General features: G+C 63.3%; 28 protein-coding genes. 21 read left to right on the top strand and 7 right to left on the bottom strand.

Annotated elements, in window-relative coordinates; genetic code table 11:
• Positions 1–207: 207 nt before the first annotated feature.
• The gene (locus tag BMF89_RS22565) at positions 208–336 is read left to right on the top strand and encodes a hypothetical protein (protein WP_290439659.1); all 129 of its coding nucleotides are present in this window, start codon (positions 208–210) and stop codon (positions 334–336) included.
• 39 nt (positions 337–375) lie between these two features.
• Here BMF89_RS22565 and BMF89_RS01545 read toward each other — a convergent pair whose 3' ends face one another.
• From BMF89_RS01545 to BMF89_RS01535, 3 genes are all read right to left on the bottom strand, one after another.
• A complete protein-coding gene (locus tag BMF89_RS01545) occupies positions 376–1,287 on the bottom strand; it encodes a serine/threonine-protein kinase (protein ID WP_290439660.1) in 912 nt (303 codons plus the stop codon).
• A 74-nt stretch (positions 1,288–1,361) separates the two neighbouring features.
• Positions 1,362–1,865 carry a hypothetical protein gene (locus tag BMF89_RS01540; RefSeq protein ID WP_078105316.1) on the bottom strand — a complete coding sequence of 168 codons (504 nt, stop codon included), beginning with the start codon at positions 1,863–1,865 and terminating at the stop codon, positions 1,362–1,364.
• 89 nt (positions 1,866–1,954) lie between these two features.
• A complete protein-coding gene (locus tag BMF89_RS01535; protein WP_253190646.1) occupies positions 1,955–2,455 on the bottom strand; it encodes a MarR family transcriptional regulator in 501 nt (166 codons plus the stop codon).
• A 263-nt stretch (positions 2,456–2,718) separates the two neighbouring features.
• Between BMF89_RS01535 and BMF89_RS01530 the strand changes: the two genes are divergently transcribed.
• Positions 2,719–3,339, top strand: a complete 621-nt coding sequence (locus BMF89_RS01530; RefSeq protein ID WP_366214751.1) for a heme-binding protein — start codon at positions 2,719–2,721, stop codon at positions 3,337–3,339.
• A 126-nt stretch (positions 3,340–3,465) separates the two neighbouring features.
• Here BMF89_RS01530 and BMF89_RS01525 read toward each other — a convergent pair whose 3' ends face one another.
• Together BMF89_RS01525 and BMF89_RS01520 are read right to left on the bottom strand one after the other, a co-directional pair.
• A complete protein-coding gene (locus BMF89_RS01525) occupies positions 3,466–3,819 on the bottom strand; it encodes a TraR/DksA C4-type zinc finger protein (protein ID WP_078105315.1) in 354 nt (117 codons plus the stop codon).
• A 299-nt stretch (positions 3,820–4,118) separates the two neighbouring features.
• The gene (locus BMF89_RS01520; protein WP_078105314.1) at positions 4,119–5,177 is read right to left on the bottom strand and encodes an LLM class flavin-dependent oxidoreductase; all 1,059 of its coding nucleotides are present in this window, start codon (positions 5,175–5,177) and stop codon (positions 4,119–4,121) included.
• Between the two features lie 67 nt (positions 5,178–5,244).
• Here BMF89_RS01520 and BMF89_RS01515 point away from each other — a divergent pair, with 67 nt between their 5' ends.
• Positions 5,245–5,469, top strand: a complete 225-nt coding sequence (locus BMF89_RS01515) for a hypothetical protein (RefSeq protein WP_139359497.1) — start codon at positions 5,245–5,247, stop codon at positions 5,467–5,469.
• Between the two features lie 582 nt (positions 5,470–6,051).
• On the opposite strand, the gene BMF89_RS01510 is transcribed toward BMF89_RS01515, so the two are convergent.
• Entirely contained in the window at positions 6,052–6,957 is a 906-nt protein-coding gene (locus BMF89_RS01510) for a LysR family transcriptional regulator (protein ID WP_078105312.1), read from the bottom strand.
• A 161-nt stretch (positions 6,958–7,118) separates the two neighbouring features.
• Here BMF89_RS01510 and BMF89_RS01505 point away from each other — a divergent pair, with 161 nt between their 5' ends.
• The 18 genes from BMF89_RS01505 to BMF89_RS01425 all read left to right on the top strand — a co-directional run bounded on the left by BMF89_RS01505 (position 7,119) and on the right by BMF89_RS01425 (position 25,516).
• Complete coding sequence (locus BMF89_RS01505; RefSeq protein ID WP_078105311.1) at positions 7,119–8,186, top strand: putative sulfate exporter family transporter; 1,068 nt, start codon at positions 7,119–7,121, stop codon at positions 8,184–8,186.
• A 198-nt stretch (positions 8,187–8,384) separates the two neighbouring features.
• Positions 8,385–10,079, top strand: a complete 1,695-nt coding sequence (locus tag BMF89_RS01500; protein ID WP_078105310.1) for a SulP family inorganic anion transporter — start codon at positions 8,385–8,387, stop codon at positions 10,077–10,079.
• Between the two features lie 93 nt (positions 10,080–10,172).
• Positions 10,173–10,538: a PEP-utilizing enzyme gene (locus BMF89_RS01495; protein ID WP_078105309.1), complete on the top strand. Its 366-nt coding sequence runs from the start codon at positions 10,173–10,175 to the stop codon at positions 10,536–10,538.
• A gap of 252 nt (positions 10,539–10,790) precedes the next feature.
• Complete coding sequence (locus tag BMF89_RS01490) at positions 10,791–11,156, top strand: hypothetical protein (protein WP_139359496.1); 366 nt, start codon at positions 10,791–10,793, stop codon at positions 11,154–11,156.
• Between the two features lie 11 nt (positions 11,157–11,167).
• Positions 11,168–12,079, top strand: coding sequence for a V-type ATPase subunit (locus tag BMF89_RS01485; RefSeq protein ID WP_139359495.1), 912 nt, complete (start codon positions 11,168–11,170; stop codon positions 12,077–12,079).
• Positions 12,066–13,394, top strand: coding sequence for a V-type ATPase 116kDa subunit family protein (locus BMF89_RS01480; protein ID WP_078105306.1), 1,329 nt, complete (start codon positions 12,066–12,068; stop codon positions 13,392–13,394). The genes BMF89_RS01485 and BMF89_RS01480 overlap by 14 nt, the downstream gene beginning before the upstream one ends.
• The gene (locus BMF89_RS01475) at positions 13,391–13,834 is read left to right on the top strand and encodes an ATP synthase subunit C (protein WP_078105305.1); all 444 of its coding nucleotides are present in this window, start codon (positions 13,391–13,393) and stop codon (positions 13,832–13,834) included. Before BMF89_RS01480 ends, BMF89_RS01475 begins: the two co-directional genes overlap by 4 nt.
• A 15-nt stretch (positions 13,835–13,849) precedes the next feature.
• Positions 13,850–14,071, top strand: coding sequence for a V-type ATP synthase subunit F (locus BMF89_RS22685; protein ID WP_078105304.1), 222 nt, complete (start codon positions 13,850–13,852; stop codon positions 14,069–14,071).
• On the top strand, positions 14,068–14,589 hold the full coding sequence (locus tag BMF89_RS01465) for a hypothetical protein (RefSeq protein WP_078105303.1): 522 nt from the start codon (positions 14,068–14,070) through the stop codon (positions 14,587–14,589). The genes BMF89_RS22685 and BMF89_RS01465 overlap by 4 nt, the downstream gene beginning before the upstream one ends.
• A gap of 20 nt (positions 14,590–14,609) precedes the next feature.
• Positions 14,610–15,953 (top strand): V-type ATP synthase subunit A, encoded by a 1,344-nt coding sequence (locus tag BMF89_RS01460; RefSeq protein ID WP_216353767.1) that lies wholly within the window; start codon positions 14,610–14,612, stop codon positions 15,951–15,953.
• 46 nt (positions 15,954–15,999) lie between these two features.
• Positions 16,000–16,308, top strand: coding sequence for a hypothetical protein (locus BMF89_RS22120; RefSeq protein ID WP_216353766.1), 309 nt, complete (start codon positions 16,000–16,002; stop codon positions 16,306–16,308).
• The gene (locus BMF89_RS01455) at positions 16,305–17,750 is read left to right on the top strand and encodes a V-type ATP synthase subunit B (protein ID WP_078105302.1); all 1,446 of its coding nucleotides are present in this window, start codon (positions 16,305–16,307) and stop codon (positions 17,748–17,750) included. Before BMF89_RS22120 ends, BMF89_RS01455 begins: the two co-directional genes overlap by 4 nt.
• Positions 17,747–18,394, top strand: coding sequence for a V-type ATP synthase subunit D (locus BMF89_RS01450; RefSeq protein WP_078105301.1), 648 nt, complete (start codon positions 17,747–17,749; stop codon positions 18,392–18,394). The genes BMF89_RS01455 and BMF89_RS01450 overlap by 4 nt, the downstream gene beginning before the upstream one ends.
• Entirely contained in the window at positions 18,382–18,822 is a 441-nt protein-coding gene (locus BMF89_RS01445) for a universal stress protein (protein WP_078105300.1), read from the top strand. Before BMF89_RS01450 ends, BMF89_RS01445 begins: the two co-directional genes overlap by 13 nt.
• Before the next feature lie 100 nt (positions 18,823–18,922).
• Positions 18,923–19,393, top strand: coding sequence for a pyridoxamine 5'-phosphate oxidase family protein (locus BMF89_RS01440; protein WP_078105334.1), 471 nt, complete (start codon positions 18,923–18,925; stop codon positions 19,391–19,393).
• The gene (gene ppsA, locus BMF89_RS01435; RefSeq protein ID WP_078105299.1) at positions 19,390–21,807 is read left to right on the top strand and encodes a phosphoenolpyruvate synthase; all 2,418 of its coding nucleotides are present in this window, start codon (positions 19,390–19,392) and stop codon (positions 21,805–21,807) included. Before BMF89_RS01440 ends, ppsA begins: the two co-directional genes overlap by 4 nt.
• A gap of 39 nt (positions 21,808–21,846) precedes the next feature.
• Positions 21,847–22,293, top strand: a complete 447-nt coding sequence (locus BMF89_RS01430; RefSeq protein WP_078105298.1) for a universal stress protein — start codon at positions 21,847–21,849, stop codon at positions 22,291–22,293.
• Between the two features lie 64 nt (positions 22,294–22,357).
• Positions 22,358–25,516: an HAD-IA family hydrolase gene (locus BMF89_RS01425; protein ID WP_078105297.1), complete on the top strand. Its 3,159-nt coding sequence runs from the start codon at positions 22,358–22,360 to the stop codon at positions 25,514–25,516.
• Between the two features lie 208 nt (positions 25,517–25,724).
• Here the strand turns inward: BMF89_RS01425 and BMF89_RS01420 are convergent, their stop codons facing one another.
• Positions 25,725–26,006 (bottom strand): DNA gyrase subunit A, encoded by a 282-nt coding sequence (locus BMF89_RS01420; RefSeq protein ID WP_078105296.1) that lies wholly within the window; start codon positions 26,004–26,006, stop codon positions 25,725–25,727.
• Between the last annotated feature and the right edge of the window lie 130 nt (positions 26,007–26,136).

Raw genomic sequence — 26,136 nt, 5'->3', positions numbered from 1 at the left:
CTGAACAACGCGAAGTTCGTTCCCGTGCCATCGAAAGTGGCACCCAACGGGTATGCGGATCCTGGCCAAACGTCCATTCGTGCTCCTATTGCTTGGTCAAACACGGAATCCGGCAGGAACCCACGCACCTGCTCGGATCTGACCCGAATGCGGCCGGTGAGGGCGCCTTCTGTCCAAATTGCTAAGCATACTTACCTTACACGGTGCGTGGATACTCCAGTCCGGGAACAGGCCGAACCCGTCATTCCGGCCGGCGACGTCCACTATCTCGGCCTGGTCCACCAGCGCGGCGACGATGCCTGCCAACGGGGTCGCGAGCCAGCCGCCTCTCTTTGACTCCCGGGGGCTTGATTGCTTTCGTGATTGCTCGTTCGATCAGGCCGGGATTGGTCCAGCCGGTGGTTCCATATGTCGTGCCTGTCTGGGCAGACGGAGCGGGTGGGTTCTGCGTGCCGGTGCCGGGTTGTTTGTGTCTGTGCCGGTGGCCTCGCTAAGGCGCAGGATGATTCCGGCGGCTTTCCTGGCTGAGGGCCGTTTGAGAGGGTCGGGGTTTGTCATGTCGAGCAGTACCCTGGCCCAGCGCCTAGGCACGGTGCCGGGAACACGGGGTTCGCGCAGGGTTCTGGCGACCATCGTTTCCAAAGGTGTTCCCGGGTAGGTTTTGGTGCCGGTGAGGCATTCAAGAGCGACTAGCCCGGTGGCGTAGATGTCGCTTGCCGTGGTCGGCGGGTGGCCGCGGGCCTCTTCCGGGCTCAGGTAGTGGGGTGTTCCGGCGGAAGGACACCGCGCGCGGCGTCTGCCGCTGGTCGCGATTCCGAAATCCGAGAGCTTCGCCGGGCCCGCCGTGTCGTTGCCGGATGAAGCACCGATGAGGATATTTCCGGGCTTAATGTCGTTGTGAATGATGCGTCTGAGGTGTACATGGGCCAGTCCTTCCAGGATGTCGGCCACCCATTTCGCGACGGTTGGGGGGCACAGCGGGCCATTCTTGATGATTGACCGCAGGTCCCCGCCAGCCATTAGCTCCATCACCAAGTAGTCACGCCCCTCCCTGCTGCCCTCGGCAAGCTGGTGACGACCGTGCCCGGTGACGCGCACAATATTTCGGTGCCGTAGCCGGCTGTGGAATTCGATCTCCCGCAGGAAAGGTTCTCCGCTGCGGGATCCCGCGGAACGGAATATCTTCAGCACCACAGAAGAGGCGTTCCAGGTATCAAAGGCCTCCAGGACGTCTGCTTCCGCTCCTCCGCCCAATGACCGACCAAGCCGGTAACGCCCGTCCCACAGGGAGGTCCGCGAAGAAAGCGCTGAGGATATTGCCGGGGGATATCTGGGTACCTGCTCTGCCGGCATCAGGACGTTCACCTCAGCAGGGTTTCGATCTTGGAACCGTTCAACCCGGACGCAAGCGACAGTTCCCCGTACTCCACCCCCGAACCACGAGCCTGGTGCACTGCATGTTCCAGTGCCGCCCGCGCTGCCTCCATCTGCAGCTCCAGCGTCTGGACCCTGGCTGATGCCGATAACACGGCACCCAACAGATCACCGATCTCGGCAAAAATCCGCAACCCGCACCCGCAAGTCCATTCCGGCCACTCGGGTTCCACCGATATCCAGGCCTGCGGCGGAGTTCCTCCTGCGAGACTAAGCGTCATGGCACTCCCGCAGTGAGACGGCCTGTCGACCACCGGCGTTCCGGCGCCGTGTCCGTGCCCACTGTGCCCGTGAACGGCGTATGCCTGATGGTCGAAACGGTCAGGGTCTTCGACCACCAGCGCGAGAACCTGATTGTCTGCCTCCGGCTGAGCCCCGATAGCCGGCGAATCCAGTTCGTCGCTGTCCGGGCTTTCCATAACTGCCGTCATAACAATCTCCTGGATAGTACATATAGCAAGTAGCTTGATGGACTATTTATAAGTGAGCTTACTAAGATTGTCCAGCCGGGGTCAGGAGCTTATTGGTCGATGGTGTCGACTGCTGTTTGCATGCGCCGTAGGAAGTCGATGATGACCCGGACTTCCCCGGCATCAAAGGAACGAGCCACTTCAATCATCCGGGAATGCATTCCACCCAAGGTGCTGCGCACTTCATGGTCGGATCCCGGGGTGGGGCGGAGGATCAGGGCCCGGCGATCGCTGGGATGGGGCTCGCGCCGGACATTTCCGGACGCCACGAGCCGGTCTGTCAGTGCCGTCATCGAAGCGGAGGTGACGCCCAGCCAGGCTGCCAGTTCCTTGGGGCTGACGGCACGCTCTTGGTGTTCGGCTTCGAGCAGGTACCTTAAGGCCAGTAAATCCGTCTCGCCCATCCCCATCGAGGTGCGGGTCCGTCGTCGCATCGCAGCCTCCGACGCCCGGTAGTCCCGGAGGGCGTTCAGCAGGTCAACCGGTCCCGGGTCGGCTTCTTCGGATTCGTACCAATAACCATCGTGAACCTTCCGCGTATCCCCGGCCACGTCATTCCCTTAAGTAGGTAGCTCGATCGTCTAACTATTTAATCGTACGACAAGCGTGTCACGGTCTTCTTGCTGCCGTTGGGGTTCTGGCTGGGATCGGCAGCCGACCGTTTGCGGTATCCCAGGGCAACCAGTCACGGCGAGGTGATATGAGCTGGCCGTGAAAGAGTCAGGGGTCCGACGGTTTGTTTCCCGATCGGCGCGGGTCGGATGAAGCCTCAGGGCAAGAAACCACCCGAATATTCACCACCCCTAGGAACCTCATGGCTTGGGCAACGCCGCCGGAGTACCGTGATGCCATGACGGCGCAGCAGCCCTATCAGATTGTGCGAAGCTACGACGATTTTGAGGTTCGAAAGTATCCCGAACACCTACTGGCCGAGGTCATTGTCAAAGGCACTTTCGAAGACTCCGGCAACCGTGCGTTCCGCTACCTGTTTTCCTATATCAGCGGAGAGAACCGCTCCAGGCAGAAAGTGGCGATGACAGCGCCGGTGGTTCAGGACGCAGCTTCAGAAAAGATCGCGATGACTGCCCCGGTCGTGCAGCAGGGAATCGAAAGGCAGCCGGGTGAGACAGGAGAGCAGAAATACCGGATTGCTTTTGTTCTGCCGGAAGGCTTCACTATCGAGAACGCACCGGGCCCCACTGACCCGAATGTGCACTTGCGGACAGTTCCCGAGAGCCTTGCAGCGGCAATCCGTTACAGCGGGCGCTGGAGCGCGGTGAGCTATCAGCGCCATCTTGAGAAGCTAAGAAGTGCTTTAAGGACGGCTGGACTCACCCCTGCCGGGACTCCGCGTTTCGCCCGGTTTGATCCACCGTTCAAGCCATGGTTCATGCGACGCAACGAGATAGTCATTGACCTGAAGACCCCTGCCTGAGCCGGTCAGGGAAATGCTCCGTGCGTTGATGTGGAGCACTCCTTGACCGAACTAAAATCGAGATATCGCATCCAAGCTGGCGCCCTACTTGAGCTACTCCGACGCCTCTGAAGTATTTGCCTTGGCTTAGCCCTGACCGGACGCGTGCTCTATGCAATACGGAGTCCAAGGCCTTGCCTCCAGGCGACCCTCCGCGATGGACTTGCCGCACACGGCGCACAGTCCGTAACTCCCGCTGGCAATCCGCAGCAAAGCGGCCTCGATCTGTTCCAGGCCCGCCCGGCTCTGCTCCATGAGTGCGGAAGCCTGGGAAAGTTCGAAGGCGATCGTGCTCCCTTCCGGATCGTGTTCGTCGTCGACGTTGGAGTCCTGCCTGGCGACGTTTACCGAAGTGATGTCCCCAAGGAGGGCTTTCAAGAGCGCAACTTTGCGGTCACGTTCCTCCTCAAGGAGTACTCGGAACCGCTTCGCATCGACCATGGGACGAAAGGCTACCGCACAGTTGAGCGCCTATGCTGGTTGTCGTAGTTCGGGTCCGTGGTGCCTAAGATCCAGCGCGGGGTGCCGGTGTGTGGGATCCGGTGCAGGGCAGGCGTTGTTTCATATCAACCATGCGGTGCGTCCCGGCGTCGTCTTCGTCTTTGGACAGTGGGAGATGGCGATTCTTCTTGAGCGGAGAGACCGTTGTGACGATCATTTTCGCTGGCATCCTTTCGCGACTCTGCAGCGCACACCCGCCCGGGAATGCTCAACGTGTGGTCGATTGCAGGCTGTGACGCCTACCGGGGGTCGCGCCGGGCTTCGGTTGGAGTCCATCCCAGGGCTGGACCGAGTTTGCCGGCGATGTCGGTGAGGATCTGGATGTAATCCTCGTGGTCGAAGCTGAAGGGCAGCGCAAACGCCACCTCGTCGACTTCCTGAAATCCTGCGTGTGCGTATAGCTGCTCGGCGATCTCGTCGCTGGTACCGATCAGATCGGCGGCGAACAGCATGCCCCTTGCCCCCTGCGGCGCCTGTGTGCGGGGGGTGCGTTCATCAACATACCGCTGGTATTTGTCCCGCTGACCCGGCGAAGCGGAATCAGTTGGGATCACCACCAGGCCCTGCGACACACGGGCCTGTCCGTGGGCCGGGGCTGACGTTTCAGCGGCTTCACGGAAGGCACGAATCTGCGACTGCTGGATTCGGGAAAAGTCCGGTTCTTGATCCGCTTCCGGAAAGATGACGCTGCTGGAGAGCAGATTGAAGCCGTTCGCCCCGGCCCAGACGGCCGACTTCCTGCTGGCCGCCCCATACCAAAGGCGGTCCCGGAGCCCGGCAGAGTGCGGCTCGACGCGGTTGGAGAATTCCTCGACAACACCCTGCCTGCCGGAAAAGTCCCGCACCTTTTCCCCCGCGATCAGACGGGCAAATCGGTTCAGGCGCCCGTAGCTGAAATCCTCCAGCTCGGAGGAATCCGGGTACAGCTCGTGCTTCACTGTGTCGTAGTGCATCGGTTCACCCACGCTCAGCCCCGGATTGATGCGTCCCCCGGCGAGCAGATCCACGGTGGCCAGGTCTTCGGCGAGGCGCAAGGGGTTTTCCCAGCCCAGCGGGGTTACAGCGGTTCCAAGCTCGATCCGTGAGGTGCGCTGGCTGGCGGCGGCCATCATTGCGATGGGGGAGGAGATTCCGAACTGCAGATGACGGTGCCGCAGCCAGGCACTGTCGAATCCTAGGCGTTCGCCAAGTTCGATGATCTGCAGGGTGGATTCGTGGCCCGAGGCGGGATCGGCCGGATCGAACAGGCCGATAGTGAGGAATCCAAGTTTGCGTAAGGGACGTGAGGTGTCGGGCATGGCTTCCTTCAGGATCGGATACGGCTGATTTCAGACTATGCGCCGGGTCCTGCGGGTTCTTCTGACAATGGGGGAGGTTACCCTTCGTGTCGGCTGTGGTGAGTGGTGCCACGTCGCCGGCGTCGAACGCCTGCCGGAGACGGAGCTCCCTTCACCGGGTGCCCGGGAAACGTCTTCGGACGGCAGTTGGACCTTCTGCCTCATGGTCGAAACGAAGCGCCAAATGGAGTTGGACCGGAACCGCATCGCGCACAGCGCCATTATCCACGTATCAAGCGGCGGCGACTGGTGAGCCTGGACGGATCAGCGAGTCCGTAAACGGCGAGTCGTATTGTTGTGCTCGGGAAGCGCAAGCCGAAAGTTTGCGCATGTTTTCCTTCGACATATCCGGGCATAACGAAGGAGATCCGGTGCGGAAAGATCGTAGGTCCGGCCGATTCGGGCTGTCGTCCATCCTGGTTGGCGTCGGCACTGTTCTCCGCGTAGGCGCATTCGGCTCCGCGATCACCGCAGGACCGGCACTGGGCGCGGTGAGGACCGCGACCGTGCCGGTGGGCGAGACGGTGATCGGATGGGTGTCCAGCCCGAGAGCTACTTCCAGTCAGCGGGCCGATCCTTGAGTCGGGGGATGCGTTGGTGCGATGGCCGTCCGGCGTCGAGGTCAACGAGCAACTTCCTTGAAACCCCGGCAGTCTCCTCGAGTGCCTGCTGCGAAATGCCGGGTTCCTGGCTCGCTGGAACCCGGTTCGAACCCACCTCGGGCACAGTGTTTTCGCAACAAGGGGCCGAGATCCTATCGCCGCCCTCGGACAGGCGCAGGTGTGCTCTGACTGCGGCGCAGCACGTGAAGGTTCCCGAGCGTTGTTTCCGAGGTCTAGTTTCGGGATGTTCTTGGGCCACGAACGAGCCGCACGAGCTCTGCTTCTGGACCTGATAGTTGACGGGGGCCGTTCCACACCGCACGCAGCGCCCGATGAAGGACAAGGTCCTGGACGGGGACGATCTTTAGTTCTCCGGTGTTTACTTGGTCTGCCACTGCAAGGGTGCTCATCACTGAAGGACCCATGCCGGCCAAAACGCTTGTACGGATGGCGGCCGCGCTGCCAAGTTCCAGCAAGGGAGCCGAACGCGGGTACTCGGCCAATGCGAGGTCAAGCGTGATCCGGGTGCCAGACCCCGGTTCGCGGACCAGCAATGATGTCGATGCCAGTTCAGCAATGGAGATCGGCTCCCGCCGTCGGGTCCACGGGTGTTTGGGGTGGACGACGACGACGAGTTCGTCGCGCGCCACGGTGAGGCTGTGCAGGGTGCGGGGGATCGTTGGGGATTCCACGAAGCCGATATCGCAGGCTCCGCTGGTCACATCCTCGAAAACCTGCGCGGAATTGTGGACAAGCAGGTGTATTCGCACTTCGGGGTGCAGCCTTCCAAAGGTGCCAAGCCAACCGGGTACCAGGTGCTCGGCGACAGTCATGCTTGCGGATACCGTCAGTGCGGTCCGTCTCTCGGCGCGCAGGGAATCGGTGGCCTGCAACATCTGCCGTGTTTCCGCAAGGATTCTTCGCGCCCAGTGGGCCACGACTGTGCCTTGGGGGGTGAGTGTGGAGCCTGTTGGACTGCGCTGCAGCAGGGTCATGCCCAGCTGGCGCTCCATCACCCTGATCGATCGGCTCGCGTTGGGTTGGGCAAGGCCCGCTTGCCGGCTGGCTGCGCTGAGGCTTCCGTAGTCATCCACGCCAACCACTAGTTCGAGCACGGTCAGATCGGGCCACTTTGCCATGCGCAAAGCATATAACAGGGAGGATAGTGATGCGATATTGATATATCGCTATGCCAAGAAGGCGGCTATCCCAGAACAAGATCCGGGCCGAGAATTGGGAGAGAGGAGGAGATCCAGCCAGGGCTTGGCGCACGCCGGCTCCGGGAGGATCGCAGACAAGCATGAGACTAGGCGTTGCCACACCCCTAAAGGACGCACGGCAGGGTGCGCTGCTTCCCCGGGGTTTGCGGTACAAATCGTTGCCCGGACTGGCGGCGTCCGCGGCCGCCGTCGTCGTCGCTTGGCTGATCCATTCGACCGTCCCGGTGATGCCATTCCTGACGGTGTCAGTGATTCTGGGAATTCTTTGTGCGAATCTCCCCGGGACCAGCGCGGCCGTGGAAGGAGTCCTGCAGCCCGGCCTGGTGTTCTCCGCCAAGCGGTTCATGCGGTGGGGGATTGTTCTGCTGGGGCTCAAACTAAGCCTTCTCGATGTGGCTGCGCTGGGCTGGAAGACGCTGGCGATCGTAGTTGGCATAGTCCTGCTGACCTTCATGGGAACGCTGCTCCTGGGCAAGGCGCTGAACCTTCCGGGCGATCAGCCCCTGCTTCTGGCCACGGGATTTTCCATCTGTGGGGCCTCCGCCATTGGTGCCATGAGCGGGGTCACCAAAACGGATCACCGCGACACCGTCATTCCAATCGCCCTCGTGACGCTGTGCGGAACGCTGGCGATCGCGGTCCTTCCCGCGCTCAAGGGTCCCCTTGGCTTGGATACTGTCCAATTCGGCTATTGGGTCGGAGCAAGCGTCCACGATGTGGGGCAGGTCGTGGCAACGGCGCAGACGGCGGGCCCGGCTTCCCTTGCCGTCGCGCTCATCGTCAAGCTCACCCGTGTGCTGATGCTTGCTCCGATGGTCACCGGAGCCGCCCTCGTGGGACGCTTCCGCCGCCGTCGGACGGCAAACGGCGCAGGGGATACCGGCATCAAGCTTCCTCCGCTGATTCCGTTCTTCGTGGCGGGGTTCATGGCGATGATCATTCTGCGGACGCTCGGGATCCTGCCGCCTGTTGTCCTGGAAGCTGCCGGCACGGTCCAGGACCTGCTGCTCGCAGCAGCCCTGTTCGGGCTTGGCGCATCAGTGCAGGTCCGGGCCCTGCTCCAGACCAGCGGCAGGGCCATCATGGCAGCGATGCTCTCCTGGGGTCTGATCGCAGCGCTGGCATTCGCCGGCGTGCACATCATCTAGGGCAGGCCGCCACCCAGCCGACGGCGAACAGCGGCATTGGCCCACGAGCTTGCAGCGTCCACACGTATGTCTGCTCCATGGAAGTGCCGATGTGATGATGTTCGGACCTGTCCATCGGCATGGGTTCTGCGTGCCGGTCGTCTTCGCAGCCACCGACCATGGATGGCGGGCAAGGCCATGATGCGACATGATCGGAATATGCGCCCATCCGGAACGTATCCATTCTGGGCGGTCCCGCCAGCCCTTCGCGGCTACAGGATCGAGTGGCTGCGCCACGATCTGGCGGCCGGCGCCGCTCTCTTCGCGATCTTGGTCCCTGCGGGAATGGCTTATGCCCAGGCGGCCGGTCTTCCACCGGTGAACGGTCTGTACGCGACGGTCGTGCCCTTGATTGTCTACGCAGTGTTCGGGCCATCGCGCGTGTTGGTGTTGGGGCCGGATTCCGCGCTTGCCCCTTTGATCGCTGCAGCCTTGGTTCCACTGGCCAGGGATAGCCAGCAGAAATCAGTTGCGCTGGCGGGCCTCCTGGCCATGCTGATCGGCGGCATTTTGCTGTTCGGGGCGGTGCTGAGGCTGGGAATCGTCACGGGACTGTTGTCGAAACCCATCCGGCTCGGCTATCTCAACGGCATCGCATTGCTGGTGGCCGTGTCCCAGCTTCCCACCTTCCTGGGGATCTCCGTGGACGGGGGAACCCCTTGGGAAAGACTCTTCGCCGCCGCGCCGAAGGTGTTTGCCGGGGAAGCCAATGTGACGGCACTGCTGCTCGGCGTGGTCTCGCTGGTGCTCATCTGGATTCCCCGCCGGCTCAAATGGAAGGTTCCGGGTGTGCTTGTTGCGGTTGTTGTGGCCTGCATGGCAGTTGCCCTGCTGGGACTCCACGGGCGTTTGCAGGTCACCGGCGCACTCCCTCGGGGGCTCCCTGCGCCGGCCCTGGGCGGAATTGGCTGGCCTGACGTGCTGGCGCTTTTGCCTGCCGCCGCCGCGATCGCCCTCATCGTCTTTGTTGATACCGGAACACTGTCCCAATCCCTGGCGGCCGCAGAAGGGAGCAAAGTATCCGGCAACCATGAAATGGCAGCCTTGGGTGCGGCGAACGCTGCCAGCGGGCTACTGGGCGGCTTCCCCGTGTCGGCCAGCACGTCCCGCACCCCGGTGGCAGTCGAGTCCGGCGCAAAGTCCCAGCTCACAGGGGTAGCAGGTGCAGTGCTGGTGCTCGGATTCATGCTCGTGGCGCCCGGCGTGACGGACTTCCTGCCCGCAGCAACCCTTGCAGCCATTGTCATCGCTGCCGCGGCAGGTATAGCCGACCCGGGTGGTGTGCGACGGCTTATCGGCATGAGCCGCAGCGAATCGTTGGTGATGCTCGCGGCATTTCTGGGGGTCACCACACTTGGCGTCCTCCTGGGCATCGCCGTTGCCATCGGCTTGGCCCTGTTGGACTTCCTGCGGCGAGCCTGGGACCCCTACCGCACTGAACTGGTGGACGTGCCCGGAGTGCCGGGATACCACGACGTGAGCCGTCATCCGGAAGGGGAACGCATCCCCGGTCTGTTGATCCTGCGCTTCGACGCACCGTTGTTCTTTGGCAACGGAGCCTTGCTGGGGTCATTCGTACGCAACGAACTGGACAAGGCGGCGGACGGCATAGAACGCGTGGTGCTGGCAGCAGAACCCGTGACGGGAATCGACACGACGGCACTGGACGAGTTGGTGGAGCTTGACGAATGGCTGAACCGGCGCGGCGTGGACTTGGTGTTCGCCGAGCTCAAAGGCCCGGTCAAAGACAAACTGCTGCAATACGGCATGGGCTCGCGTTTCTCCTCCGAACATTTCCACCCAACGGTGAGCGAAGCAGTGCGGGCGTTCCAACGCGGGAAGGGGGAGGCATAGTCGCCGTCGAGCGTTTACGGTGACATCTTCAGTCCGGACATTGGCTGCTCTCTGGCTGGATCCCGAAGGAAGTGGCTGATCTGCGGAGGGGTCATGGTGTACGGATTCGAGACCCAGAAGAGGAACATTGACGAGGGGCCGATCCTTCAGGGGTTCCCTGTTAGCCCCGGGCGAGTCACCGCCCCCGCAAGCGTGATCCTCACACCCGGGGACTTCGAGAAGATGATGCCGGACACCATCCTCGTCTGCCCCACGATCATTCCGGCCTGGACGCCTCTCCTCGCCCACGGGAAGGGTCTGGTCACGGACATCGGCGGAGTGGCCGCCCACGGCTCCATCGTCGCCCGGGAGTACGGCATCCCGGCCGTCCTGGGCACGGGCAACGGGAGGGAGCGGATAGTCAGCGGGCAGCGGGTGACCGTAGATGGAGTCGACGGGACAGTCACCTTAGCGGTATAGATACTGCGGCCTTGAGTGCTACCGAGGCGGTGCGGGCAACAGGGACCACGGTCCTGCCGCATCCACCGGGTAAACCGCGACAACCGCGCAGGAAAAGCCTGCCGGGAGGCATGTGCGGTTCATGTCAATCGACCGTGAGCGGGCCTAGACTGTGGCTCTGAGGACTTTTCCGAGGCAGGTGCCATGGCGCGATTGAGTTTTCTCGATAGATTCAGGCCGGCCGGCGCTCCCGGTCCGGCCGGTCCGACTGGCGTGCCCGCTGCTGATAACCAGGGACCGGCGGCAGAACTCGGCCCTGTGTTCGCCGCACTGGCGGGCGACGTCGCATCCTGCGTGGCACTCATTGACGGAGCACGCCTGGATGCGGACCGCGAAGTGGCCAAGGCCCGTGCCCAAGCCGCAGCGATCGTGTCCAAGGCCCGGCTTGAGGCCGGTGCCGAGCGCGCAAAATCCGCCGCGCAGGTTGAGCAGGCTGCGTCGCATCGGGACGCGCAGCTGCTGGAGCAGTCACGTCGGGAAGCCGCGGCATGTGGAGAAGCGGGCTTGGCGCGCATGCCTGCCGTTGTCGCCGAAGTCATTGACGCCTTGCTGGCTCCGCCGGGTGACGGACAAGAATGAAGGCGGATTGGGTGGCTGCGTCGGTGCGTGCCCGCTTGATGGCGACGCGCCGGGTAGGCGCCGGTGCCAGCAGGGAGCTTGCGGCGTGTCCGACCCTCGACGGCGCCCTGTCCTTGCTTGGCTCATCGAGCTACGCCGGCCGGCTCGCGGGAAAATCGGACCTCCGGGCCGCCGAACGGGCCGTCCACGAGACGGTCCTGTGGCAACTGCGGGTGATTGCCGGTTGGCTTCCTGCGTCCGGAACCGCACTTGCCCGGGGAGCCGCCGGGGCCTTTGAAATTGAAAACATCATGGCCTTGGCCAACCAACTTGCTGGTGGAGAAAAGGCACCGGATCCCTATCATTTGGGTGCCCTGGCAACCGCGTGGCTTCGCGTGCAATCGGCAAGGTCGAACGAAGAATTGGCCGCCATTCTGAGCGCCACCGCCTGGGGCGACGTGGGTGGTGCCGGTATGGGTGCGCTGAGGGACGCATTGACCGTCACCTGGATGCGGAGGTTGGCCGTGGTGGCACCTGCTGCACGGCCGTGGTGCGGCGCGGTGTGCGTCCTTCTGGCAGCCCGGATCTTGGCTGTTGACAGCGTGGCGTCGCCGGAAATGGTCCGTCGCCTGTTGCGGCCAGTCATCGGCCGCTCATGGGAATCGACCAAGAGCATCGCCGAGTTCACCTCCTCGCTTCCGCCGTCCTTGCGGGCGGCGGTCCGGGATATTGCCTCTCCGGAGGAGCTGTGGCGCGCCGAGGCCCGCGTACACGCCGCGGTGGAGCGGGACGGTTTCCAGCTGCTTCGTGGTCCGATGCCCGGTCCCGACGTCGTGCTCGGCGCCATTGCCGTCCTGTTCACCGATGGGTGGCGCGTGCGGGCAGCGCTGACCGCCGCCGCTGCGGGCGCCGGGTTGAGCGAGGTGCTCGATGAGGCGGCGTGAATCGGCGTCCCCCGTCCGTATGGAGCGGGTAGGCCTCGTGGTGCCCGAACAGGCCCGGCGAGGCATGCTCGTCGAAGTGGCACGCAGCGAACTCGTCGAACTGGACCTCCCGTATGTTCCGGGAAACAGCGCCGACGAACTGGAGAAGGCAGCAGAGGCCGCGATCGTATCCGGGCCCTTGGCGGCGCTGGTGGGCTGGATGCCCCGATCCGGGATTCCGGAACTCGGGGCAGCCCTTGCACGGATCGGAGCGGCGGTCGTGCCGCTGCCCAGGCCAAGGTGGCTTCAACCGCCCACAATGTTCGACGGCGGGAGCGGCACCACGCGGGTCTCACGGACCCTCGTGGATACTTACGGGACCGTGCCATATGAGGACCTGGATCCCTCGCGCCTCGCCGGAATTGCCTACGTTCTGATGTTCGGGATGATGTTCGGCGATGTGGGACACGGGGCGGTCCTGTTGGCCGCCGGTCTCGTGCTGCGCGGCGGTCGCGTCAAGAAGCTCGCCAAGCTGCAAAGAACCTGGCTTTTCGTGAGCGGCGCCGGGCTGGCGTCCATGGTCTTCGGAGCGCTGTATGGGGAGGCTTTCGGTCCCACAGGCCTGGTGCCCGTGCTGTGGCTGGAACCCTTGGCCAACCCGGTGCCTCTCCTGGTGGCAGCATTGTGTGTCGGAGCGTTCCTGCTTGCCGGCGCCTACGCCGTGGGCACCATCAACCGTGTCCGGGAGGGCGGCTGGGCATACGCCCTCTATGCGCGTTCCGGCGTGGCAGGCTCCCTGCTGTTCCTCGCCGTGGGGCTTCTCGTTTGGGGACTCGGCACCGGCACCGGGCTTCTCACCGCCGCGGCAGCGGTCATCGCGCTCGGCTCGCTGGTCTTCATCTTCATCGGTCTCTACGTTGAGGCCGGAGGAGGGGTCACCGCCGCCTTCCAGGCCGGCGTCGAGCTCGTTGACACTGTGATCCGGCTGGGCTCCAACCTCGTCTCCTTCGCCCGGCTCGCCGCCTTCGGGTTGACCCACGCTGCGCTTCTGACAGTGGTGTGGAATGGGACGACGGCGTTGTGGGCGCCGGATTGGCGCGCTGCCGCTGCGGTCCTGCTGTTTATTGTCGGCAATATCGTGACTTTTGCGCTCGAAGCGCTGGTGGCAGGAATCCAGGCCCTGCGCCTCGAATACTACGAACTGTTTTCACGAATCTTCCAGTCCGAGGGCCGCCCGTTCAAGCCCTGGTCGCCGGAACTCACCGCTGCCGGAATCCCCGGCACCGATAATCCAATTGTCCACTCCGGCACGCAGGCTGAAAGGCAACTCCCGTGAATCTTTGGTTCGGAACCGTTCCTGTCTTCCTCATCGCCGCAACAGGGGCCATCCTCCTGGTCAGACGCTGGCGAAAGTCCGCGTTCAAGGTACTTGCAGCCCTCAATGTCCTCGTGATGGGCGGATCCCTGATATTACTGCTCGGCGCATTGAATGCGCCGCCAGCGGCCGCTTCCGGTGGAGTTGTCCCGGCCCTCGCGGCGGCAGCAACCGACGCGCCCGCAGGCGCCGGCGGCTCCGCACTGATCGCGGCCGCGATCGCCGTCGCAGGCTCGTCAATCGGCGCAGCGTTTGCCGTTGCCTACACTGGATCGGCGGCCCTCGCCGCGATGAGTGAGCGCCCGGAAATCTTCGGTAGGGCCATGGTTGTGGTCGGACTCGCGGAAGGGATCGCCATCTACGGCCTCATCATCGCCATCATCCTCATCGGCAAGGCTTGAGTAAGGGACGCGGAGATGTTTGAATCCATTGCCGCGATCGGTGAACAGGCCCTGCTGAACGGGTTTCGTCTCGCTGGCGTCAGCGTTCTTGCCTGTTCCAGCGATGCGGAAACGCTCCGCGCCTGGCGGGCGCTTCCCACTAATACGGCTATCGTTATCCTGACTCCTGCGTCTGCGCACGCACTGGGTCCCCTCCTGGCTGATCCCCGATCACCCATGACCGTGGTGCTCCCATGACCGGGTTGGCGCCGGAATCCGACGCTGTGTTGCAGCCCGTGCGCGAGGCACTCCGTGCAGCGGCCGAGAAACAGGCCGCTGAGCTCCGCGACGATGCCCGCAGGCAGGTCAAAGCCCTGGTGGAAGCGGCAACGGCCGAAGCCGCAGCGATCCTCGCCGCGGCAGCCCAAGAGGGCGAGTCAGCCGCCCGTTCCGAGGCCGCGCTACGCTCGGCGCGGGTGCGCCGCGAAGCGCACGAGCTGGTCCTTGCGCAGCGCAATTCCCTCCGGCTGGAACTCCACCGCCGGGTGCGGGAGGCCGCGGTCGGGCTCACATCAGACCCTCGCTACGCGAAGTTGATGGCGCGGCTGACGGACCAGTGCCTCGAGCTGCTCGGTCGCGATGCTGTCGTGTCAGAAAGCCCTGAGGGCGGCGTCGTCGCCGAGGCGGGCTCACGCCGTCTGGATCTGTCGCTTCCCGTGCTGGCCGGGATGACCTTGGAATCCGACCCAGGGGCGCGTGCTCTGTGGACCCGGTAGCAGCCAGGAGGGATGGGACCGTGGTGCATGTCAGCGGGCCACTCGTTGAAATAGAAGGCGTTGGCGGGCTGTCCATGCTTGAGTTGATCGCCGTCGGTCCGCGGCGCATCAGCGCCGAAACGGTGGCCGTTTCCGGGACGCGGGCAACGCTGCAGGCGTATGAATACACCGGTGGGCTGAAGGCCGGCGACGTCGCAGTGCCTACCGGCGCCGAGCTTTCCGGACTGATGGGTCCCGGGCTACTTGGGCACGTGTTCGACGGGCTCATGCGCCCGTTGTCGTCGGCAGCGATGTGGCTGACACCTGAGCGTTCGGGATCAGGTGAAGACCCGACGGCGTTGGTCCGCGAATGGACCTTCAAACCTCAAAAGGTGGCTGGCACCTTTGTCAATTCCGGAGACGTCCTGGGTACTGTGCCGGACTCGGGGTCTGTGGAGCACCGTGTCCTGGTGCCGGCAGGCGTAGCGGGTCAGCTTGACTGGCTGGCGCCGGAGGGCCTGGTCCACCTGTTCGATACCGTAGCCGTGATTGCCGGCCACGAAGTGCCACTCGCCGAGCGGTGTCCGGTGCGTCGCCCGCGGCCTTTCAGGTCCAGGCAGACCGGCACGGTGCCGCTGCATACCGGCCAGCGGGTCCTGGATCTGATGTTTCCAGTGGCACGCGGGGCGGCAGCGGCGGTGCCGGGCGGATTTGGAACGGGCAAGACGATGATGTTGCAGCAGATCGCCAAGTGGAGCGATGCGGACGTCATTGTCTATGTGGGCTGCGGGGAGCGGGGCAACGAAATGGCCGACGTCCTCGAAGGACTCTCGCAGCTTGAGGACGGCCGGACAGGCGGGAAACTGATTGACCGCACCGTCATCATCGCCAACACCTCAAATATGCCCATGATGGCGCGTGAGGCGAGCATCTTCACCGGGATCACAGTCGCGGAATATTACCGTGATATGGGTTACGACGTCGTCGTCATCGCGGATTCGACCTCCCGCTGGGCAGAGGCATTGCGCGAATTCGCCAACCGTAACGGTGACCTTCCCGCGGAGGAGGGCTATCCCGCGAATCTCGCCTCGGAGCTGGCCTCTTTCTACGAGCGGGCCGGCCGGGTGACCACGCTAGGCGGGAAGACCGCATCCGTCACCGTGATCGGGGCTGTTTCCCCGCCGGGCGGCGACATGACCGAGCCGGTCACCACCGACTCCCAACGGTTTGTCCGTTCCTTGTGGATGTTGGACCGGGACCTGGCCTATTCGCGGCACTATCCGGCGGTGAGCTGGACCGGCTCTTTTGCCCGCGATGCGGAAGCCCTCGGAATGTGGCACACGGCAAACGGAGACCCGGGCCCGGGCCGCGGCGCTGCTGGCTGAGTCGGACAGGCTGGCCGAACTAGCGGAAATCATCGGGACTTCGTCCTTGCCTGGCCATGAACGGATGATCCTGCTGGGCGGTCGCCTGCTGCGGGACGGAGTGCTGATGCAGAATGCGCTAAGCGTCAACGATGGGTTCTGTTCCGCGGAGAAAGGTGCCGCTTTGCTGGACCTCGCGCTCGACGTCGTCGATGCCTGCCAGGGACTCGTGGAACGGGGAGTGGCAGCCACCACCATCGAGCAAGCCGATCTTGGTCGCGTTCTCCGTGCCCGGGAAGAAACCGGGCCTTCGGATGCGGCGGCCGTCAAAGCCCGAAACGCCGAGATGCTCAAGGCTTTGGATGGCCTGCAATGAACCATGCAAAAGCCACTGAATCGAACGACAACGGCTCGGCACCACCGACCAGTCGCTTCGCCGCGCAGATTTCACATGGGGACGTCAGGGAGCTTCGCGGACCATTGCTCGTTGCGGGCGGGATAGAAGGCGTCGGCTGGGATGAGTTTGCCACGATCGACATGGACGGTGGAGAGCAGCGACATGGTCTGGTCCTTGAGGTCGATCAGGACCTCGCCACGTTGCAGGTGCTCGAAAGTACCGACGGCATGTCGCTGGAAGGGATCCGGATCCGCTTTGAGGGCCGCCCTTTGCACATCGAGGTGGGAACGGACTGGCTCGGGCGTGTCTGCAATGGGCGCGGTGAACCGCTAGACGGCGGACCGCCCGTGACCGGCCCGGAACGCCTTCCCGTCAGCGGCTGGCCGCTGAACCCCGTTTACCGCGAACCGCCCCAGGAACCTGTGCTGACCGGTATTTCCGTCATCGACGGATTGACCACCTTGGTCAGGGGACAAAAACTCCCGATCTTCTCCGTACCCGGGCTACCGCACCTGACACTGGCCACCCAGATCGCTGCCCAGGCGGCCTCAAGCGGCCGGTCGTTCCGGGTGGTCTTCGCTGCCATGGGGTTGACCCATGCGGATATCGCTTATGTCCGGGATCGCCTGGAAAGTCGCTCTGCCGGCGGGGAGCTGGTTCTCTTGCTGAACGCGGCCGACGATCCGGTCATTGAGAGGATCCTCACGCCGCGCATCGCGCTGACCATCGCCGAACACCTCGCATACACCGAAGAATACGATGTTCTCGTCATTATGTCAGACATGACGAGTTACGCCGAAGCGGCTCGTGAGGTGTCCGCAGCGCGGCGGGAAATCCCGGCCCGCCGGGCATACCCCGGCTACCTTTACAGCGATCTCGCAACTCTCTACGAGCGTTGTGGCCGCGTCAAGGGCCACGATGGTTCGGTAACGATCATCCCCGTATTGACGATGCCGGGCGGCGACATTACCCACCCGGTCCCGGATCTGACCGGTTACATCACGGAGGGACAGATTGTCCTTTCGCCTGAAATAGCCGCACGCGGAATATACCCGCCTGTGGACGTCTTGTCCTCCCTTTCGCGGCTCATGCGCCACGGCGCCGGCAAGGACCGGACGCGCGAAGACCACCTCGACGTTGCAGCCCAGGTTCTTGCGGCCATGGCCCGGGCGCGGCAGGCCACCGAACTGGCTGAGCTGATCGGTGCGGCGGCGCTGAGTGAAACCGACCGCAGCTACATGAGGTACCAAACGCTGGTGGAAAACAGTGTCTTTAACCAAGGGCGCGACGAAGCGCGGTCCATGGACGACACCTTGGGCCGGGCCTGGGAGGCGCTGGCGGCGCTGCCGGAACAGGAGCTGACCATGGTGTCGACCGCCCTCCTGGAGAAATATCTTCCCCAACGGAACCACCGATCATGAATGCCATGGGTAGGGCCGCCAAGGTCCGCGTCGAGCGCCGGCTCGTGACAGCCCGCCACGGCGCCCGTCTTTTGGATCGAAAACAGCGCATTCTGGCGGAGGAACTCGAACGGCTCCAGCTTCGCGCCGACCTGACCCGCGCCGAGTGGGAACGGCTGGCGGGGGAAGCCGCGCTTTGGCTGCGCCGCTCCGCGGCCCTGGACGGAAGCGGGCAGATCGCGGCGGCTGCACCGCTGGAATCTGCCGGGGTCCAGCTGCGGTGGGCCATCACGATGGGGGTGCCGTACCCCGAAGATGCGGAGTGGCGGCACCCGGCGGCGCACCCGATGGGCGGGAGCTCGGCCCTTTCCTACACACGCGTCCTTCATCGCAGCGCGCTCGAAGCCGGCGTCCGCCTCGCCGCAGTCCAGCGTGCGGAAATGCTGCTGACTACGGAACTTGCCGTAACCAGGACCCGGCAACGCGCGGTTGAAAACCGCTGGATTCCGGAGCTGGAAAACGAACTGCTGGCCATCCGGCGGCGACTTGAGGCACAGGAACTTGAAGAGGCTCTGCGCCTACGCTGGGCCGCTGACCGTTCGGTTCCGAACAAGGACGGAACGGTCCGCGATTCCGGAGCGGGGAACGTGCCATGGGGGAAGTAATTCTGGTGGCAGTGAACGACTCACGGGCCGCATTCCGCGCCGCCGAGGTGGCGGTCGACTACGCCCGCCGGCTTGGCGCAAACCTGAGGGTTGTGACGGTGGCGGACGAAGGGGCGCTGGGAAAACAACAGGGCGGTTCGGATTCCACCGCGGGAGCGAGACATGCCGACGCGGCAGCCGAGGCCGCCTTCCGCCACGTCGCCGCGCTGGGAGCGGCGGCGGGAGTGCAAGTCTCCCTCGGCCATCGCTCCGGCCGCGTTGCGGCTGAAATCCTCGCCGAAGCCCGTGAAGTAGATGCGGCCCTGATAGTCGTCGCGCTGGTCGACCGTCCTGGTAGTTCAGCACCGTACATTGGAAGCCACACCTTGCGGGTCCTGGAATTCTCCAGCGTCCCCGTGATGGTGGTACCCCTGCGGCCCGGCCCCTGAGACAGGGCTGGCCGGTTTCAAAGAACCCGCGGCACTGGCAGGGATGAATGGGGTCCTTGTGCCCTGTTTCGCGTTGGACCGGATCCCTAGCATGGGCAGCATGACAAACAAAGACAATATCCCAGCAGCGGAAATCCTTGAGCCGCCGGAGTGCTGGAGGCTACTCGCGGAAACGTCGGTGGGACGTCTGGGACTCATCGTGGACGGGCATCCGGATGTCTTCCCAGTGAACTACCAAGTGGACAGCGAATCCCTGCTGTTCCGGACGGGATCCGGAACCAAGCAGGAAGCCCTTGACGCCGATGCCGCAGTCGCGTTGGAGGCTGACAGCGTGAGTGCCGAGTTCGGCATGGCGTGGAGTGTTGTGGTCAAGGGAAAGGCCCAGCGGGAGCCCGGAGCAGGGCAAGCACTCGATTCAATAAGGCGTGCGCTGTTCCCGTGGCAAGGCGTCGGGAAGGACTTTCTGATCAGAATCGTGCCGGAGTCGGTGACCGGCAGGAGATTCACGCTGACTCCGCCCATGAGATGGACGTCGCCCCTCAACGACACCACCCGCGCCGGAATCGAATGAACCCGGGCAGGGGTACCGTTGTGGACGCACGGACCGTGGTCTGGCTACAAGATGTCAGGGCCGCGGACGTGTCGGAAGTCGGGGGGAAAAATGCCTCGTCGGGCGAACTGATCCACGCCTTGACCGGCGAGGGAATACGGGTCCCCGACGGATTCGCGACGACAGCTGCCGCATTTCGGAGCTTTCTGGCATGGAACCAATTGGGGCCCAGGCTGTCCGGGGTCGCCTCGGATTATCAAGCGGGAAAGCTGAGCTTGAGAAGTGCGGGCGCGGCCATGCGAACCTTGGTACTTGGTGGAAAGATCCCCCCTGAACTTGAAGAAGGCATCCGGGCAAAGTACCAGGAACTCGCTGCCCGCACCGGCCGTGAGGAACCCGCCGTCGCGGTGAGAAGCAGCGCGACGGCGGAAGACCTCCCAGATGCGAGTTTCGCCGGGCAGCAGGAAACCTTCCTCAATGTCAGGGGTGAGCAGCAGGTGCTGGACGCTTGCCTGCGCTGCTACGCGTCGTTGTTCACCGATCGCGCCATAACGTACCGCGAGCTGATGAATTTTAGCGAATCCGGCGTGGCGCTTTCCGTCGGGGTCCAGCTCATGGTCCGGTCCGACATCGGGGCGTCAGGAGTCATGTTCTCGCTCGACACGGAAACCGGCTTTCCACGCGTAGCGGTGATCAGCGCGAACTGGGGACTCGGCGAAACAGTGGTCCAAGGCTCGGTCAATCCTGACAAATACGGCGTGTTCAAGCCGTTGCTCGCCTTCCCTGACTACTCACCGATCATCGAGAAGACCAAAGGCACCAAGCTGCGGAAGTTGGTCTACAGGCCAGGAAACGACGGCGGAACGGTCCTGGTGGACAACAGCGAATCCGAACAAGGGGCGTTTGTCCTGCAAGACCCGGACATCGTGCAGCTTGGGCGGTGGGCGGTCCAGATTGAGAACCACTATGGACGTCCGATGGACATGGAATGGGCCAAAGACGGAGAATCCGGCGAACTGTTCATTGTCCAAGCCAGGCCGGAGACCGTCCAGGCCCGCAAGAGCAGCGCAATCCTCGTCACACATCGCCTGACCCAACAGGGTCGCCTCCTGGTAGAAGGCGCAGCCATCGGGGACTCCATCTCCTCGGGACCAGCTTGTGTGATCAAGCAAGCCTCTGACATCGAGCGGTTCATCGACGGCTCCGTGCTCGTCACGGAGCAAACCGATCCTGACTGGATGCCGGTCATGAAACGGGCGCGGGCCATCATTACAGACCGTGGCGGGGCCACAAGCCATGCAGCTATTGTGAGCCGCGAACTCGGTATCACTGCCGTCGTCGGGACTTCCGACGCGACTTCCGTCATTGAGGATGGGCAATCCGTCACTGTGTCGTGCGCCGACGGGGACACTGGGCATGTCTATGACGGGATCTTGGCCAGCGCAACCGAGGAAATCGACCTCGGCACTCTTCCACCAACACGAACCGACGTCATGCTGACGATCGCGAGCCCCGCCGCGGCGTTCAAATGGTGGCGCTTGCCAGCACGGGGCATCGGACTGGCTCGAATGGAATTTGTCATCAACGACATGGTCCGGCTCCACCCGATGGCGTCAGTATTCCCTGAGCGGATCACCGATGCCGGGGAACGCCGCGCGATCACCGAGCTGGCGAACGGCTATGACAACCCTGCCGAGTATTTCGTGGTCACCCTTGCCCTCGGTCTTGCCAAGCTTGCCGCGCCGTTCCATCCGGCTCCGGTCATCGTGAGGTTGAGCGATTTCAAGACGAACGAATATGCGCATTTGATGGGAGGGTCCGTGTTCGAGCAAACGGAGGCGAATCCCATGATCGGCTTGCGGGGCGCGTCCCGCTACTATCATCCGCAGTACCGCCCGGGATTCGATCTTGAGTGCAGGGCAATCAAGCGGCTTCGCGCACATTGCGGGTTCATGAACGTCATGGTGATGGTGCCGTTCTGCCGGACGGTAGATGAAGCAGACCGGGTCTTGGCCGTGATGGCCGAGAATGGCCTGGTACGGGGAAAAGACGGGCTTCAGGTCTACATGATGTGCGAAATCCCGTCCAACGTCATCCTGGCTGAACAGTTTGCCCGCCGGTTCGACGGTTTCTCCATAGGTTCCAACGACTTGACCCAGCTGGTCCTGGGCGTTGATCGTGACTCCGCCCAACTGGCTGCACTGTTTGACGAACGGAACGAGGCCGTGATGACGATGATCAGGGACGTCATCCGCAAGGCCCACGCGTCCGGCATCAGGATAGGGATATGCGGGCAAGCTCCCAGTAACTTTCCGGAGTTCGCTGAGTTCCTCGTTGGTGAAGGAATTGATTCAATCTCACTCAACCCGGACAGCTTCCTCCGCACAGTCCCGCGCATTGCAACAGCTGAGGACCGGCTGCGCAAGAGTGACTGAGCCGTGGGGCGACAGCGAGGGAAGTGAAAGGAAAATGAGATGACCAGTAACGGTCCATTCATGATTGTGGTTGGCGTTGACGGTTCCATACATTCCCAAAAGGCACTTAAATGGGCTTTGGACGAGGCGGGCCGGCGCGACGGCGGGCTTCGCCTCATCACCGCCTGGAGCAAGCCGCCGATGTCCTGGTACCCGGCGGTGCTGGAAACGGCCGTCGGTGAGATCGTGGCCGAGGATTCCCCCGAACGGATTGCAGAGACGGTGCAGGCTGACGCACTGAGAACTGCTGCCGGTGAGGGCATATCGGCCACTGGGCAGGTCGTCCACAATGATTCAGCGGCGTCAGCCATACTCGACGCCGCCAAGGACGCGGATCTAATCATCGTCGGGTCCCGTGGGCACGGCGGGTTTCCGGGTCTGCACCTTGGTTCGGTCTCGACTCAGGTTATCAACCACGCACCGTGTCCTGTACTCGTCGTTCGCTGAGCCAAATCCCTCCCCGGGACCACTACCACCGGCTGCAAAGAGTGATGGTTGGCAGGGTTGGGCCATGACGGAGTCACCAACCGCCGCTGCCGCCTTGTCGCCTTTTGACGTCGTGATCTTTGATCTTGATGGCGTCGTCACAGACACGGCCTCCGTGCATGAGGCAGCTTGGCGGGACCTCTTCAACGCAGTATTGAAGGATGGCCGTATTCCGCCAGAGGTACGGAAGGAGCCTTTCAGCGGCATTGACTACCAGAAGTATCTCGACGGCAGGCAGCGGGAGGACGGAATAGTAGCTTTCCTGGCGTCCCGTGGGATCGAACTGCCGGCGGGTGACGTCTCGGACCCCGCTGCCGCATGGTCGGTCCACGGCCTTGCTGTGCGCAAGAACCAGTTGTTCAGAGAGAGGCTTGGAAACGAGGGCGTGGCGGTCTTTCCGGGGACCGTTGCTCTTCTTGAAAGGCTGCGCTCAGGACGGGTGCCCGTGGTTCTGGCAACGTCCAGCCGGAACGCGTCCGCTGTGCTGGCCGCTGCCGGGTTATCGAATGCTTTCGACCTGGTCATCGATGGTGCGGTTGCCGGCGAGTTGGGGCTTGCGGGCAAACCGGACCCGGCGTTGTTCCTTGAAGTCGTGCACCGGCTGGGAATCGCGCCTGCCCGCGCCGTCGTCATTGAAGATGCCGTTGCCGGCGTGGAGGCTGCGCATCAAGGGGGATTCGGGCTCGTCGTCGGCATAGACAGGACGCATGCCAGGAGGTCGGCGCTGGAGGCGGCGGGTGCCGACGTCGTGCTCGATGACGTGAGCGAGCTGGATCTGGGACGGGTTCTCACCGACCCGTGGCGCTTGGTCTACGAAGGCTACGATCCGGCCCACGAGGGCCACCGGGAAGCATTGACCACGCTCGGCAACGGGTACGTGGCCGTACGTGGGGCTGCCCCGGAGAGCCGGGGGAGCGAGATCCGCTATCCGGGCACGTACCTCGCCGGCGTCTACAACAGGTTGGTGAGTACCATCCAAGGCCAGGCGAGCGAAGACGAACATATGGTCAATCTTCCCAACTGGCTGGTCCTGGATGTCCGGCTGGATGGGACCGACTGGTGGACCCGGGGAGGCCTGAAGATCCGCCGGGAGCGGCGGGTGCTTGACCTGCTTCGGGCCACACTGCGGCGGGAAGTTCTCCTGGAAGCAGCTGAGGGGAGGCGGCTGGAACTGGTTCAGCGCCGGTTCGTATCGATGGCCCAACCTCACCTCATGGCGCTTGAGACAACCATCACAGCAAGGGGCTGGAGCGGGTCCGTGGGTATCCGCACCGGACTGGACACCGGCGTGTCCAACGAAAATGTCCCGGAGGACGCGCTCCTTTCCCACCATCACCTGCTCGTCCTGAAGGGGTCTGGGCCAGGGGAACCGATACCGGTGATCGAGGTAGAGACGAACCAAAGCCATATCAGGGTCGCGACCGCGCTACGTACCCAGGTTTCCGGGCTGGAGGGCAACGGAACGCCCAGTCAGCAAGCCGGAATGTACTATCGTTCGTTCGAGGTTGGGCTGACTGACGGGATGCCGCTTACGGTGATCAAGACGGCGGCAATTGTGAGCTCGCGCGACCGTGCCGTCTCCTCCCCGGCGTCTGGTGCGAGGTTGGTGCTGAGTGCCGCCGGGCAGGGCTTCGACGGCATGCTCGCCGAGCATGAGGCCGTGTGGGGAAGATTGCTGCATTTGTTCGTCGTCACCATTGACGGGAGCCTCCAGGTCCAACTGATCCTGAACCTCCACGTCTTCCACGTATTGCAGACTCTTAGCCCGCACACGGCTGAGCTGGATGCCGGTGTGCCAGCCCGCGGGCTGCACGGGGAAGGTTACCGCGGGCACATCTTCTGGGATGAGCTCTTCGTTCTGCCGTTGCTTACCTCACGGTTGCCCTCTGTTACCCGCTCTCTCATTGACTACCGCTGGCGGCGGCTGCCAGCCGCCCGGGAGGCGGCTGCCGCAGCGGGGTTCCGGGGTGCCCTGTTCCCGTGGCAAAGCGGCAGTGACGGCAGGGAAGAGACTCCGCGTTGGCTTTTCAGCCGAAGATCCGGCCGCTGGGTACCGGACTACTCCCATCTTCAGCGGCATGCCGGCCTGGCCGTGGCGTTCAATGCATGGCAGTACTTTCTGGCCACTCAGGACCGGGCATGGCTGTTGCATCGTGGCGCCGAGCTGGTTGTGGAAGTGGCGCGGCTCGTCGCCTCCATGGCCGAATACGACAGCGAGCAGGACCGCTTCCATCTTCGCGGAGTCATGGGTCCTGATGAGTACCATACGGGCTACCCGGACGACCCTGGCGGGGGATTGAACGACAATGCCTACACAAATGTCATGGCCGCTTGGGTCTGTGAACAGGCCCACGAGATCATGACGATGATTCACGGACACGACCTTGAGGAACTTCGCGGGCGTCTGTCGGTGGACTCGTCCGAGGTGGAAACCTGGCTCCACGTCAGCAAGAGGATATTCGTGCCGTTCGACGCTGAAGGGATCATCAGCCAGTTCGACGGTTACGAAGACTTGCAGGAGCTCGACTGGGAACATTACCGGACCAAGTACAAGAATATCGAACGCCTCGATTTGATCCTTGAAGCAGAGGGAGACAGCACGAACCGGTATCGGCTGGCCAAGCAGGCCGACGTGCTGATGCTCCTGTACCTGCTGGGGGAGCAGGAACTCATGCTGTTCCTCGCCCGGATGGGGTACTCAGTGAGTACGGATCAGCTCGCGGCGACGGTCGAGTATTACCTCGCGCGCACTGCCCACGGTTCCACCCTCAGCCGTGTGGCCCATGCCTCGGTGCTGGCAGCAATGGACCCGGACCGAGCCTGGAGCACCTTCAGGGAAGCGCTCACGGCTGACCTTGACGACACCCAGGGAGGCACCACGCACACAGGTATCCACCTTGGCGCCATGGCGGGGACGATCGACGTTATCCAGCGCAGCTTCGCCGGGTTGAGGATCACCAAGGATGCCCTCGTTTTCTCCCCGAAGATGCCTAATGGGATACGAGCCGTGTCCTTTCGCGTCCGCTACCGGGACCATTTGCTCGAAGTCAGCCTCGACCACAGCACGTTGACTGTCTCGGCCGCACCCGGAGACGCGGCCGGCGTCTGCATCCGGGTCGGTTCCGAGAGGGTCCTCTTAGCCGCCGGGGAGCTCCGGAAGTTCCTCCTGCCCGCACCGGCTTGACCAGGCGAAGAACGTTCTCGGGATTCAATCAGTTCGTCTCAATTTCGGCTTTTCACTGCTCAGCCGGGGTCAGCGTGCCCGATTCTGAAAGGTGGGGGGAGCCTTCAGCGGCCTTCACCGCAGAGTCCTAGGCTAGCTGATTGTGTCATCTGGCTGGATAATCTCGCAGCTCGGTGTTGCTGCAGGCTATTCCGCCAGCCTTAACGCCCTATGGCCCCCCGCCAGACGACAGGTTCGATCTGATTTCTTCCGCCTGAGCAGCAATAAGCCGGCGCCGTTCACGGGTGAACCCTTTGACTTGCATGTCCAGAATTGCCCGGCAGGACAATTCGTCCAGCTCCATCAGTTCCATCAGACGACGGATCGCTTCGTCTAGGTCCTCTGAATCCTCGACCACCTGGAAGACATCCTCCCGCCGGCCCATCGCCTTCACAAGGCCGTCCACCAATCTCAGCTTGTCCTCAGCATGCCTCCGCTGCTCCGCATTCATGCCGCGATCCTCCCATACACGAGTATTTCCGGAGGCGGGAACCGCCGAGGAGCCATCTGTGGGGAGTGGATCAGGGCAGCGGAGAACCGGAACTACCCCATGGACCTTAAGACTGAACGCATCCGGCCCA

The sequence above is a fragment of the Arthrobacter sp. SRS-W-1-2016 genome (assembly GCF_002009585.1).
Classification (GTDB): Bacteria; Actinomycetota; Actinomycetes; order Actinomycetales; family Micrococcaceae; genus Arthrobacter; species Arthrobacter bambusae_A.
The sequence above is the reverse complement of the archived record's forward strand: the minus strand, read 5'-3'. Positions and strand labels throughout refer to the sequence as shown.